The sequence below is a fragment of the Corynebacterium lubricantis DSM 45231 genome, from assembly GCF_000379425.1.
GTDB lineage: Bacteria > Actinomycetota > Actinomycetes > Mycobacteriales > Mycobacteriaceae > Corynebacterium > Corynebacterium lubricantis.
The window spans coordinates 83,351-96,552 of sequence record NZ_KB902236.1 but is presented as its reverse complement, the minus strand read 5'-3'; the positions used below and the strand labels follow the sequence as shown (position 1 = coordinate 96,552).

13 protein-coding genes are annotated in these 13,202 nt (G+C 62.5%); 5 read left to right on the top strand and 8 right to left on the bottom strand.

Annotated elements, in window-relative coordinates:
- Positions 1–59: 59 nt before the first annotated feature.
- The 4 genes from A37O_RS0112820 to A37O_RS0112805 are packed head-to-tail and all read left to right on the top strand — an operon-like array spanning position 60 to position 4,770.
- Positions 60–2,069 carry a glycoside hydrolase family 3 protein gene (locus A37O_RS0112820; protein ID WP_018297908.1) on the top strand — a complete coding sequence of 670 codons (2,010 nt, stop codon included), beginning with the start codon at positions 60–62 and terminating at the stop codon, positions 2,067–2,069.
- Positions 2,070–2,123: 54 nt separating this feature from the next.
- Entirely contained in the window at positions 2,124–3,224 is a 1,101-nt protein-coding gene (locus tag A37O_RS0112815; protein WP_018297907.1) for an S-(hydroxymethyl)mycothiol dehydrogenase, read from the top strand.
- A complete protein-coding gene (locus A37O_RS0112810) occupies positions 3,224–3,850 on the top strand; it encodes an MBL fold metallo-hydrolase (RefSeq protein ID WP_018297906.1) in 627 nt (208 codons plus the stop codon). Before A37O_RS0112815 ends, A37O_RS0112810 begins: the two co-directional genes overlap by 1 nt.
- A gap of 11 nt (positions 3,851–3,861) precedes the next feature.
- A complete protein-coding gene (locus A37O_RS0112805) occupies positions 3,862–4,770 on the top strand; it encodes an NAD-dependent epimerase/dehydratase family protein (protein ID WP_018297905.1) in 909 nt (302 codons plus the stop codon).
- An 11-nt stretch (positions 4,771–4,781) separates the two neighbouring features.
- On the opposite strand, the gene A37O_RS0112800 is transcribed toward A37O_RS0112805, so the two are convergent.
- The 7 genes from A37O_RS0112800 to rfbB are packed head-to-tail and all read right to left on the bottom strand — an operon-like array spanning position 4,782 to position 10,794.
- Positions 4,782–5,648: a DsbA family protein gene (locus tag A37O_RS0112800; protein ID WP_018297904.1), complete on the bottom strand. Its 867-nt coding sequence runs from the start codon at positions 5,646–5,648 to the stop codon at positions 4,782–4,784.
- A 44-nt stretch (positions 5,649–5,692) separates the two neighbouring features.
- The gene (locus A37O_RS0112795; RefSeq protein ID WP_018297903.1) at positions 5,693–6,040 is read right to left on the bottom strand and encodes a DUF2304 domain-containing protein; all 348 of its coding nucleotides are present in this window, start codon (positions 6,038–6,040) and stop codon (positions 5,693–5,695) included.
- Between the two features lie 3 nt (positions 6,041–6,043).
- On the bottom strand, positions 6,044–6,739 hold the full coding sequence (locus A37O_RS0112790; protein WP_018297902.1) for a glycosyltransferase family 2 protein: 696 nt from the start codon (positions 6,737–6,739) through the stop codon (positions 6,044–6,046).
- 7 nt (positions 6,740–6,746) lie between these two features.
- The gene (locus A37O_RS0112785; RefSeq protein WP_018297901.1) at positions 6,747–7,547 is read right to left on the bottom strand and encodes a glycosyltransferase; all 801 of its coding nucleotides are present in this window, start codon (positions 7,545–7,547) and stop codon (positions 6,747–6,749) included.
- The gene (gene rfbA, locus A37O_RS0112780; RefSeq protein WP_018297900.1) at positions 7,547–8,419 is read right to left on the bottom strand and encodes a glucose-1-phosphate thymidylyltransferase RfbA; all 873 of its coding nucleotides are present in this window, start codon (positions 8,417–8,419) and stop codon (positions 7,547–7,549) included. The genes A37O_RS0112785 and rfbA overlap by 1 nt, the downstream gene beginning before the upstream one ends.
- 22 nt (positions 8,420–8,441) lie before the next feature.
- Entirely contained in the window at positions 8,442–9,797 is a 1,356-nt protein-coding gene (locus tag A37O_RS0112775; RefSeq protein WP_018297899.1) for a sugar nucleotide-binding protein, read from the bottom strand.
- A 10-nt stretch (positions 9,798–9,807) separates the two neighbouring features.
- Entirely contained in the window at positions 9,808–10,794 is a 987-nt protein-coding gene (rfbB, locus tag A37O_RS0112770) for a dTDP-glucose 4,6-dehydratase (protein WP_018297898.1), read from the bottom strand.
- Positions 10,795–10,859: 65 nt separating this feature from the next.
- Between rfbB and A37O_RS0112765 the strand changes: the two genes are divergently transcribed.
- Positions 10,860–11,999: an HNH endonuclease signature motif containing protein gene (locus tag A37O_RS0112765; RefSeq protein ID WP_245533845.1), complete on the top strand. Its 1,140-nt coding sequence runs from the start codon at positions 10,860–10,862 to the stop codon at positions 11,997–11,999.
- On the opposite strand, the gene A37O_RS0112760 is transcribed toward A37O_RS0112765, so the two are convergent.
- The gene (locus A37O_RS0112760) at positions 11,960–13,192 is read right to left on the bottom strand and encodes a hypothetical protein (protein WP_018297896.1); all 1,233 of its coding nucleotides are present in this window, start codon (positions 13,190–13,192) and stop codon (positions 11,960–11,962) included. The genes A37O_RS0112765 and A37O_RS0112760 overlap by 40 nt on opposite strands.
- Positions 13,193–13,202 lie beyond the last annotated feature (10 nt).

Genomic DNA, 13,202 nt, shown 5'->3' with positions numbered 1-13,202 from the left:
CGCGCAGTTGGCTGGGGCACAGGCCGGAATAATCACAACTACCCAAGGAGTACTCCGACATGCCTGATCAAAAACAGCTAGGCTCCCGCACCGACCGCTTCGTTGAGGCCGATGGTCTGAAATTCCGTGACCTCGATGGTGACGGCCAACTCACCCCTTATGAAGACTGGCGCCTGCCAGCCGAGGAGCGCGCGGCCGACCTCGTCGGACGGATGACCCCAGAAGAGAAGATCGGCATGATGGTCATCGGTTCGCACTACCCGGGGTACTCCGAATTCGTTCCCCATTCTGATCCGAATAACCTGCTCAACCCCGAGGATGAGTGGCGCGACCACAACCCCATCACTGGTCAGGAATACCCCGAGCCCATCCTGGTGACCTCGTCCACCGACAATGCCATTAACGTGCGCAACCAGCGCTTCCTCATCGTGCGCGATAACCTTTCCCCGCGTGACCTGGCGGTATGGACCAACGCGGTGCAGGAAGTTGCGGAGTGCTCGCGCCTCGGCATCCCGGTTGTCTTCGCCTCCAACCCCCGCAACCACTTCGCACTCGTCGCCGAATTCGGCGTCTCCGAGTCCGCGGGTGTGTTCTCCGAGTGGCCAGGTGAGCTGGGCCTCGCAGCGCTTGACGACGATAAGCTCATCGAAACCTATGGTCGCGAGATTGCCAAGGAGTGGCGCGCAGGAGGCATCCACAAGCTGTATGGCTACATGGCCGATGTCGCCTCCGAGCCACGCTGGTCGCGTTTCAACGGCACCTTCGGCGAGGACGTCGACTTGGTCACCCGCTATATCGGCGCGCTGACACGCGGCATGCAGGGCCCCGAGTTGTCTGAGAGGTCCGTGGCCACCACCGTCAAGCACTTCCCGGGCGGCGGCGTGCGCCTCGATGGCCACGACCCACACTTCGAGTGGGGTCAATCCAACGAATACCCCACCGAGGGGGCACTGGCGAAGTACCACCTGCCACCTTTCCAAGCAGCCATCGACGAGGGTGTCTCCTCCGTCATGCCGTATTACGCGAAGCCGGTGAACACCTCCGCCGCCCAGCTGCCAGAGGAAATGTGGGCCGGCCCAACCACCCAGTTCGAGGAGGTCGCGTTCGCCTATAACAACACCTTCATTCAGAAGCTGCTGCGCGAAAAGATGGGATTCAAGGGCTACGTGAACTCCGACTCCGGCATCATCGACGCGATGATGTGGGGCGTGGAAGACCTGACCAAGCCGGAGCGCTTCGCCAAGGCCGTGCAGACCGGCACCGATATCGTCTCCGACATGGCCGACCCGACCGAGCTGCAAAAGGCCTTCGACCAGGGCCTGCTGGAAGAAAAGTACCTCGACCGCGCCGTGAGTCGCCTGCTCACCGAGATCTTCCAGCTGGGTCTGTTCGACAATCCTTATGTCGACGAGGACAACGCCGAAAAGGTGATCGGCAACGCGGAGGTCACCGCGCTGGCAGAAAAGGCACAGCGCCAGTCCGTGACCCTACTGCGCAATTCCGAGTTGCTCCCGCTGGACCTGAAGGCAGAGAAGAAGGTCTTTGTCTTTACCACCGGCCGCACCAAGATCGAGGAAGTCGACCGCAAGGTCAAGGAATCCCTGCAGCAGGAGGCTCCGAACTACACCCTCGTCGATAAGCCTGAAGACGCCGACTTTGCCATTGTCTGGGCGCGCCCCGACATCGCGCTCTTCGAGGACGACAAGCCGGGAGTCTCCCTGTCGATTGATCCGCGCGACAACGGCGTCGATGTGGATCGGATCCTCGAGATCGAGGCGAAGGTGCCGACTATCCTCGCGGTTAACTTCACCAACCCGTGGATTCTGTCCGAGATCGAACCGCAGGCCTCCGCGGTCGTGGGCACCTTCGAGATCAACCCGGACAACCTGTTCCGCTCGCTCGCGGGCGAGGATGGCGGCCCGCAGGGCAAGCTGCCGATGTCGGTACCTGAATCGGCCTCGACCGTGGCGAACTCCCCGCGCGACGTACCGGGCAAGTACCAGGCTGGCTACGCGCACGTGGATCGCGAAGGCGTGACGTACGAAGCCGGCTTCGGATTGACATTCTAAGTCCCTTAATGAAAAAGTTCTCCCACCCTAATGAAAAATCGTTAGGGTGGGGGCATGACTCAAACAGTTAAAGGTGTAATCGCCCGCTCCAAGGGCGCAGAGGTTGAACTAACCGATATCGTGATCCCAGATCCGGGTCCGAACGACGTCGTGGTCAAGGTCCAGGCAACCGGCGTATGCCACACCGATCTGGCCTACCGCGACGGCGATATTAACGATGAATTCCCCTTCCTGCTCGGCCACGAAACCGCAGGTGTGGTCGAGGAAATCGGCGCCGATGTCACGCACGTGGCTGTCGGCGATTTCGTCGTGCTGAACTGGCGCGCTGTCTGTGGCGAGTGCCGCGCCTGCCGTAAGGGCGATACGAAGAACTGCTTTAATACCCACAACGCGTCCGTGCCGATGAGGCTGGAAGACGGCACCGTGCTCACCGCCGCACTCGGCATTGGTTCGTTTGCTGAAAAGACCCTGGTGCACGAGGGCCAGTGCACCAAGGTTAACCCTGAGGAAGACCCAGCGGCCGCTGGTCTGCTCGGCTGCGGCATCATGGCCGGCCTGGGTGCCGCCGTGAACACCGGCGACGTTCAGCGCGGCGAGTCCGTGGCAGTCTTCGGCCTCGGCGGCGTGGGCCTGGCAGCCGTTGCTGGTGCAGCGCTGGCAGGTGCGACGAAGATCATCGCCGTTGATCTGGACGAGCGCAAGACCGCCGCCGCCCTGGAAACCTTCGGCGCGACCCACGCGATCACCTCGAAGGGCATGAGCGAGCAGGAGGTCATTGACAAGGTTCGCGAGCTTACCGACGGTTTCGGCACCGACGTCACCATCGACGCCGTGGGCATCCAGCCCACCTGGCGCCAAGCCTTCTACTCCCGCGACCACGCCGGCCGCATGGTCATGGTCGGCGTGCCGAACCAGACCAGCAAGATCGAGATCCCAGCCATCGACGTGTACTCCCGCGGCGGCTCTGTGAAGCCAGCCTGGTACGGCGACTGCCTGCCAGAGCGCGACTTCCCGCTGTACGTTGACCTGCACCTGCAGGACCGCTTCCCACTCGGCGACTTCGTCTCCGAGCGCATCGGTGTCGAGGAGGTCGAGGCCTCCTTCGAGTCTATGAAGAAGGGCGACGTCCTGCGCTCCGTGGTGGTGTTTGACTAATGTCTTTCCGCATCGAAAACGTCGTCACCTCGGGCAAGTTCCGCCTTGACGGCGGCGAATGGGACGTGGACAACAATGTCTGGATCATCGGCGACGACTCCGAGGTGTACATCATCGATGCCGCCCACGATGCCGACGCGATTGCCGCGGCTGTGGGAGATCGCAAGGTGGCGGGCATCGTCGCAACGCATGGCCACAACGACCACATCGACGCAGCGCCGCGCCTAACCGAGCTCGTCGACGCGCCGATCTACCTCCACCCAGCCGACTCCATGCTGTGGGAGGAAACCAACCAGGATCTGCGCTACAAGGACCTCGAAGACGGCCAGACCTTCCAGATCGGTGGCACCGACATCAAGGTGCTTTCCACCCCTGGCCACTCGCCGGGCTCTGTGGTGCTGTACGTGCCGGAAGCGGGCGAGCTCTTCTCCGGCGACACCCTCTTCCAGGGTGGTCCGGGCGCGACGGGACGCTCCTTCTCCAGCTTCGACACCATCATTGAATCGCTGCAGAAGTCCGTTTTGGACCTGCCGCCGGAGACCATCGTGCGCACCGGCCACGGCGATCACACAACAATCGGCGACGAGGCCCCGCACCTAGAAGAATGGATTGAGCGCGGGTACTAAGATCGGGAGTTATGCATACTCTCGTGACCGGCGGAGCCGGATTTATCGGCTCTCATCTGGTGGATCTCCTCATCGAGGAGGGACACCAGGTTTCTGTCGTCGATAATCTCTCGCACAGCACCACGGCATACCTGAACCCGCAGGCCACCTTTTACGAGGCTGACCTGCGTACCGCCGATCTGGATCCGATCGTCGCGGGCGTCGAGGTCGTGTTCCACCTAGCGGCGCAGATCGACGTGCGCCACTCGGTCGCCGACCCAGTCTTCGACGCCGAGAGCAATATCACCGCCACGATCCGCCTCGCAGAAGCTTCGCGACGAGCCGGCGTGCGCAAAATCGTCCTCGCCACCTCCGGCGGAGCCATCTACGGGCGCCCTGAGAGCTTCCCGGTGAACGAATCCGCCCCGGTCGAACCCTATTCTCCCTACGCCGCCTCGAAGTACGCCGGCGAACAGTACCTGAACATGTTCCGTCGCTTGTACGGCCTGGAGTGCTCGCATATCGCGCTGGCGAACGTGTACGGGCCGCGGCAGAACCCAAAGGGAGAGGCCGGAGTGATCGCGATCTTTTCCAACGCGCTACTCAACGGCGAGCCCACCACCGTTTTTGGCGAGGGTGCGAACACACGTGATTACCTCTACGTCGGCGATGCCGTCCGCGCATTTTATGCGGTCTCCGGCGAGGTCGGCGGGGGAGAGCGCTTCAATATCGGTACCGGTGTGGAAACCACCGACCGGGAGCTACATGCGCTCGTCGCCAATGCTGCCGGGGCGCAGAACGAGCCGCAGGTCGCACCGGCCCGCCTTGGCGATGTCCCACGCTCCTGCCTGGATTACGGCAAAGCAAAAGAGACCCTTGGCTGGGAGCCGCAGGTCTCTATCGCTGAAGGGATTCAGCGCACCGTTGATTCGATGCGCTAGTTACGGGCGGCCTAGGCCTTCGCCTGGGTTGCCTCGAGCTCCTCGTTGATGACTTTTTCAAACTCCGCGAGTGGAAGCGCACCGCTGACTACTTTGGTGCCGATCACAAAGCCGGGGGTGCCGTCGATGCCAAGGCCGAGTGCGTAGTCGCGCGCGCCGGTGATGGCCTCGTCGTACTTGTCGCTCTCGGCGTCCTCGCGGAACTTCTCCACGTCTTCTACGCCTGCTTCTTCGGCGTAGGCGACGAAGTCGTCCAGGGTGTAAGGCTCGTGCTTGAAGTCGGCGAAGAGCGCATCCTTGAACTCGAAGAAGCGGCCCTGCTCGGCGGCGGCGCGTGCTGCGCGGGAGGCGGCTTCGGAGTTCTCGCCGTTGACTGTCAGATCATTGAACTCGATGCGTACGAGACCGGAATCGACGTATTGGCTGATGAGTTCCGGCTCCGTCTCGGTGGCGAATTGGGCGCAGTAGGGGCAGCCAAAGTCGCTGAGTTCGCTGATGACTAGCGGTGCGTCGAGCGCACCGATGGCCATCGGATCATTCGCGTCGCGACGAGGCACGTTGCCCACATCGTCCATGCTGTTCACCGGACCGGCCGCACCGTAGCCTTGGGCATCAAAGTGGCCGTCGGAGTTCGGTTCTGGGGTGGAGAAGTCGGTGCCGGGAGCAACATCGGGGATCTCGTTGGCCACGCTTTCGGAAGAATTCTGCGTACCCGTGCCTACGCTTGCCCCGTGGGCCGCCATCGCCTGGCCTTGTTCGCGACCCTCGTTGAGCCCGATGATGTAGCCGCCAACGGCTGCTGCCAGCGCCAATACGATGGCAAAAGCCCAGAACAGGGTAGGGATCTTGGTTTTAGTTTCAGGCTTGTTCGACGCCAACGCTTCTTCTCCAGTGTCTCCGGCAAGTATCTCTAGTTACCGTATCAGGCGTCGCGCGGGGCCTCCGGCGGGACTGCGTTTTGCAGCGCGACCGCACGCGCCAGCCTGGCATAGCGCACCTCTTGTTCCCTTTTGTCCACCCAGGAGGAAAGCGTGGTGGCAAAGAATGCCACAACGAGGCCGTAGGTCAGCAGGTCGGTGCCGCGGTCGACGCCCATCCAATTGGCTATCACGGTGAGATCGTCAGGGCGCAGGATCGCCCACACGGCCGCAATCGTGAGCAGGACGAAGGCGATTTTTACCCACGCCTTCGTGTGCGCCTTCTTCCGGCTATAGAAGAAGTACCCCAGCAGCAATACGGTGGCCAGGAGCAGCAGAAATTCAATCAGCATAAGTTACAGCCTCTTAGCTAGGAGCGAATCGGCCAAGATGTTCACGCCGTTGATCAGCGATTGGCCCTTCGCCATGGAGTATTCGGTGTACAAAATGTCCACGGGTTCTTCGGCCACGCGCCACTTCTTCTCGTCGATCATGGAAATGATCTCGGAGGCGTGCGACATCCCGCTCATCTTGATGTCCATCTCGCGTGCGACTTTCAAGTTGAATGCGCGCAGACCGTTGTGCGCATCGGTCAGCCCAAGACGTCGCGTGCGCGGCGACAGCCACACAACGGTCTTTAGCACGATGCGCTTGAGCAGTGGGACCTGGTCGTCGGCGGCTCGCGGACGACCAAATCGCGTGCCGACGATGATGTCTTTCTCCTCGCTGCGCAACCGACCGACCATGCGCACAACATCCTTGACCTGGTGCTGCCCATCGGCATCGAAGGTGACGAAGTACTGAGCACCAGGCTGCGCACGGGCGTATTCCACCCCGGTCTGTAGCGCCGCACCCTGGCCGAGATTGACCGGGTGGTTGACTAGGTGCGCGCCCGCGGCGTGAATCTCGGCGGCGGAATTATCCGCAGAACCGTCGTCGACCGCGACAATATTGGGGAACGTTTCCCGGGCATGCGAGAGCACTTTCCGGATGACCTGCCCCTCGTTGTAGCAGGGCACGATCAGCCAGGTATCGGCAAAATCTTGCGACATGGGCAACCTATCTATGAAAGAGTTTTGCGTACGCACGCTGCAACAGCCCGAGTGGCAGTGCTCGATAGAGCGTGCGGACAACCAGATTCATCGTAGCCCTCGGCTTCGACACGAGGCCATAAGAAACCAGATTTCTCTGCATTTCTCTTTCGGCCGCGAACATTCCTGTTGTGCGCCTGCTGAATTGCTCAGGCGAAACGCGGAAATAAGTCAGCGACCCTTCCAAATTGGCCAGCCCATATCCGCCGGCGACGAGGCGGGCATACAGGTCGTAGTCCTCCATGTGCTTGATATTTTTATACCCGCCGACAGCTTTCACGGCCTCCGTGCGCATCATCACCGAAGGATTATTGATCGGCGAGTTGATCTTCACGTACTTTTCCAACCCGTCGGTGGGCAGCGCGCGAACCGCCTGGCCGTCGCCGGGATGCGTACGAAACTCCTCCATTGCGGTACCCACAGCTGCCACCTCGGGGTGTTTCTCCAGGTAGTCGAGCTGTACAGCGAAGCGCTCCGGCTTGGCCACATCGTCGGAATCGAGTCGCGCAAGGTACTCGGAGGCAATCGTCGTTAAGCCTGCTTGAGACGCCAGCCCCGAGCCAACATTGTCTTTGAGTACAACGGTGCGAGCCTCAGGATGCTTTGCGACGAAGGCGTGGATCGTTTCGCTGACCTCGTGCGGACCGTCCTCGACGATCACGATTTCGTCGGCCGGACGCGTCTGTGCTGCCAGGGAGTCGAGGGCCAACTCGAGGGCTGTGGCGTCGGTGCCGCGGTAGACGGTGAGGAGGACTGCGAGAGTAGACATCAGTAATCCTTTTCGCGGGCGGCGTCGATGAGGTACGCGCCGTAACCGGACTTCATCATGGGCTCGGCGAGCTCGCGGAGGCGGGCCGCGTCGATGAAGCCCTCGCGGAAGGCGGCGACCTCAGGGGAACCGATGACCTGGCCGGTGCGCTTCTGAATCACCTCAACATAGGAGGCGGCCTCCGACATCGAATCGATCGTGCCGGTATCGAGCCACACGTCGCCGCGGTGGAGGCGCTGGACCTGCAGGGCGCCCTCGGCGAGGTAGGCCTCGTTGACCGCGGTGATCTCCAGCTCGCCGCGCTCCGACGGCGTAATCTGCTTGGCAATATCGACAACCTGGTTGTCGTAGAAATAGAGGCCCACGACCGCGAAATTCGACTGTGGGTGGGCGGGCTTCTCCTCGATGGAGGTGGCCGTGCCGTTGTCATCGAAGGCGACGACGCCGTAGCGCGACGGATCGGACACCTCGTAGGCGAAGATCATGCCGCCCTTGGGGTCACGGCAATGCGGCAGCGCCTGGGCCAGGCCGGCACCCTCGAAGATATTGTCGCCGAGCACGAGCGCGACCGAATCGTCGGCGATGAAATCCTCTCCGATAATGAAGGCCTGGGCGAGCCCGTCGGGGGAGGCCTGCACGGCGTAACTGAGCATGAGGCCCCACGACGAACCGTCGCCAAGCAGGCGCTGAAACGCCGGCTGATCCTCGGGGGTGGTGATGATCAAGATTTCCCGGATGCCCGCGCTGATCAGCGTGGAGAGCGGGTAATAGATCATCGGCTTGTCGTAGATCGGCATGAGCTGCTTCGAGATCCCCTTCGTGATGGGATAGAGGCGCGTGCCGGATCCGCCTGCCAAAATGATGCCTTTCATAGGCACTGATCCTAGTCGGGTCTTACTCAGGGATCACTGCTAGATAGAGCGCCAGCGCCGCGCGCCAGTTTCCGGGGGTAAATCCAGTGGCCTCAATCTTGGACAGGTCGAAGGTGGACTCCCTCGGGCGCGGTGCCTCGGGGCCGTTGATCTCCTGGTACTGCTGCGTGCTTACTGGGTGGACCTCGGCTGGGTCGTGGCCCATGCCGATAAAGACGGACATGGCGATCTCGTCGCGGCCCACGGTATCGCCGCCACTCGACAGGTTGTACACGCCGTAGTCTGCGCCGGTGTCTAACAGATGCTTGATGCCCTGGGCGAGATGCTCAGCGGAAGTGGGGCGGCCGCGTTGGTCGTGAACAACGTACGGCTCAATATCGCGCTTGGCCAGGGAGGCCATCGTGGCCATGAAGTTCGAGCCCTCGCCGAACACCCACGAGGTCCTGATGACATAGTGCTTCGGTGCGGTCTGCGCCGCGGTGTCTCCGGCGGCCTTCGAGGCGCCATAGGCGCTTAGAGGGCTGGGGGTTTCGTCTTCGGTGTGGATCTCTTTGGTGCCGTCGAAGATATAGTCCGAGCTGACGTGGACCAGCGTGAGGTTGTGCGCGGCGGCGATCTTGGCCAACTTCGCCGGAGCTTCAGCGTTGACCTGCCAGGCTTTCGCGCGTTCGGTTTCGGCGCCGTTGACGTCGTTGAACGCGGCCGTGTTGATGATCGCCTGGTACTGCGACCAGTCCCGCGCCGGGGGCTGAGTGATGTCGAACTCGCGGTGGCCCACAAATTCCACATGCGGGTCCTTATATACCTGCCGCAGCGCGCGACCCAGCTGTCCGTTCGCGCCGGTGACCAGGATCTTGCGCGGGGCGACAGGCGTGGCCTCCGCGAGCGGCGGGTGGTGCAAGTCCTTCTCGGAGATCTCCGTTGGCGTCAGTGGCCACGCGATCTCGTTCAGGTTCACGTTGGAATACTGCGCCTCTGGCGACCAGTGCGCGTTCACCAGGTAAACATAGGAGGTTTCCTCCAGCGCCTGGAACCCGTTGGCCACCCCGCGCGGCACGAACACGGCCTGCTCCGGGGTGATCTCGAAGGCGTGCTTCACGCCGAAGGTCTCGGAGCCCTCGCGCAGATCGATCCACGCGCCGAAGACGCGACCGTGCGCCACGGAGACGTACTTGTCCCAGGGCTCCGCGTGCATCCCGCGGGTCGTGCCGGCGGTGGCGTTGAAGCTGACGTTGTTCTGTACGGGGGCGAAATCAGGCAGCCCGGCCGCGACCATCTTCTCGCGCTGCCAGTTCTCCTTGAACCAGCCGCGCGCGTCGCCGTGGACGTCGAGTTCTACCGTGAGTAGGCCCGCGATGGGCGTCGAATTGACCTGCATGGGCCTAATCTTACTGTCCGCGCGCGGCGTATTTCTCCTCCACGGCCGACTTCGCGCCCGTCCACCACTGCTCGTTGTCGCGGTACCACGCAATGGTGCGCTCCAGCCCCTCGCGCATCGACGACGTGTAGCGCGGCGCCCACCCCAGCTCGCGGCGCAGCTTTGTCGAGTCCATGGCGTAGCGCTGATCGTGGCCGGCTCGGTCGGCAACATGTTCGTAGGTGCCACCCATAATCTCGCAGATCAATTCTATGACCTGCTTATTTGAGGTATGGTCGTTATCCGCGCCGATATTATAGGTCTCACCCGCACGCCCGCGCTCGAGGATGGCCAGCACGGCATCGTTGTGATCGTCGACGTGAATCCAGTCGCGCACCTGTGCGCCGGTACCGTAGAGTTTCGCCGGCCGGCCGGTGAGCAGGTTCGTGATCTGGCGCGGAATGAACTTCTCCACGTGCTGATAGGGCCCATAGTTATTGGAGCAATTCGAAATCGTCGCGTTGATCCCGAACGACCGAATCCACGCGCGCACCAAATGATCCGACCCAGCCTTCGTCGCCGAGTACGGCGAGGACGGATTATAGGCCGTCTCCTCGGTAAAGCGCGCCGGGTCGTCGATGGCCAGGTCGCCGAACACCTCGTCGGTAGAGATATGGTGCAGCCGCACCCCGTGTTTGCGCACCGCCTCGAGCAGCGTGAACGTGCCCACCAAGTTCGTGTCCACGAAAGGCGAAGGGTCGGAAAGCGAGTTGTCATTGTGCGACTCGGCCGCGAAATGAACGACGGTGTCTGTCTGCGACGTGAGCTCGTCGATAAGCAATGCGTCCGTGATCGAACCCTCGACGAACTCGATGTCCAAGCCCGCAAGGTTCGCGCGATTGCCAGCGTACGTCAGCTTATCGACGACCGTCACGCGCAGGTCAGGCACGCGCTCGAGCGCGAGGCGCACGAAATTCGCGCCGATGAATCCGGCGCCACCAGTAACAAGCATCCTCATAGCAGATAACACTACCTTTCGCTTCACGACGATCGCTCCCGCACCGAAATCTGTGGATAACTGAGTTGTTTCCACAAGCTGAGTTAGTGCTGGTTGCGGGATTATTTGGGTGGGTTAGTCTCAGGGCCATGAACGCATTCGAGCACTTCGCCTCCCAGTGGGGCCAGGCCATGGATATCCTGGCCGGCGCCTGCGGGCGCAGCGTGCTCGAGCTGTGCCAGGCGGGGCTGGACACGAAGATGGCGAAGCAGGTGGACAAACTCGCCGGGGTGTATTTCGGGAATACGAAGTCCACGAAGAAGCAGGCGAAGGCGCGTGGATGTTCCGGGGAGCAGGGCCACACGCTGTTTACGTTGGCGGAGATTGAGACGATCGTCGGGCGGCTCAATGACCAGAAGCACGCGTGGAAGGTGCGCGTCGAGCTGTGCAAAGAGCCGCCGATTCTGCGCACTCTTCAGGAGCGCGGCAAGGAGCTGATCGAGGAGTTCAACGGGCCCGAGGTACCGGAAAATAAGCCGTCTATGTCGGCGACGGCGATTCCGGGATCGACGTATGTGAACTTCCGCGCGTGCGCGCCGGGCTACCTGGTGCAGGCGGCAATGGACGCGCTCAATGCCGAGGAATCGGAGGAGCACCCGGCGGAGCGCGCCATGAAGATCCTGGCCGGCGGGGGTTCGGCCGGTGGCCCACCTGTGACGCCGGCGGTGATCATTTCGCTGGAGGATCTGGCGAAGGTCGAAGGCTACGAGGGCGATGACGTCATCCTGTCGCTGACCAACGGCACCCGGATGACGGGCAAGGAATTCGTAGAGGCCAAGATGACGGAGAAAGGCTACGTCATGTTGGTCGATCCGGTGGAAGGCCCGGTCAACGTGTATTACGGCAGCCGGAGTGCCACCCCGAAGCAGCGGCTGATGCGCAAAATCTGCGACCCCGTGTGCGTGGGCGATGGGTGCGGCGTCGGCGCGGATTATTGCCAGATGAACCACAACGTTGCGTGGTCAGCGGGCGGGCCGACGAACATCAACAATTTGTCCACGATGTGTAGCTTCCACAACGGGCGGATGGACGACGACCGGGGCAGCCCACTGCATGGGCACGTCGATCAAGTCAACGGACAGGTGTATTTCTTCCCGCCGTTTGGCGGAAAACCCAGGCTCAACGATCACCCGGTTGCCCGCGGAGGGGCAATGCGGGTGGTGTAGCCCAGCCCAATTGCGTGCACCACCCCGCCGGCGAGCGGCCCGACGATCAGCGAGAAGCAGACGGCCTCCACCAGGCCGAGCGGGGCGAGGAAGAGGATCGAATAGGCCACAACGGAGGCCACAATCCAGCCGGAGACGTACCATCCATGTTTTTCCAACGCCAGCACGGCCGTGCCGGTGATCATTAGCGTGCCCGTCAGCGCCGAGGCGAACGTCAGCGTGCCCAGGATCAGACCGGGCACAAACAGCGCCTCGCGATAGAGCAGCCGCAGAATCCAGGGGCCGATCGCCCAGGCCGCGACGAATCCGATCGCGCCGACACCCAGCACGAGGCCGACGGGCTTGGCCAGAGTGGTGAAAACCTGATCGCGAGCCTCCACGAACTTGACCACCAGCGCCGACTGGAAGCGCTGCAGCGGCACCAGGATCGGGGCGCGCGTGAGGGTGACGGCGTTAATAATGCCAGCGATGGTCACGGTGGTCGACGGGTCCTCGTTGGGAAAAGCCGCATTGAGAAACGTGGGATAGCCGGTGATCAGGGTCGCGGTCGCGCCCGACGCCAGCATCGCGGTAAGCACGCGGCGCAGGAACGCGTCGCGGTTGACATCCAGGGCCACGCTTATCGACGATCGCGCCACCCTCGAGCAGGCCAAAATCACCACCCAGCTCAATGCGCCGATCACCGTAATAACAAGGAACGCCGGCAGGCCCCAGCCGGCGGCCCAGGCGATGAGCACGAGCACGAGGCGCACACCGGAATCCAGGGCGACGAGACCAGCGTATTGGTTCCACAGACCCGCGCCTGAGAGCACGCCGGATAAGACTGCCTGGAAGACGTAACTGACCAGTCCAAACACCAATAGTGCGGTGCCCAGTTCCGGGCTGGTGGGCACGACACGGCCCATGACCAGCACGCCGATCGCCAGCGCGATCCCGGCCATGACCACTGCGAGAATCCCACCGGCTTTCCACGGGTTGGCGCCGCGATCCCGTCCGGTGCTCTTGGCACCCGCGACGGCGCGGGTGGTTTCCTGGGTGATGCCGTCGATGAGCCCGGTCGCGGCGAAGAACAGACCCCAGTAGGCCTGGAAATAGCGCAGCTGAGTCTCGGCGTCGAGCGGCCACTGGGCCACCCACATCACGATGAAGCCGGCGAGGGCCGCGAACACGGTCGCCAGCGACAGGGCCTTCACTATACGGCCT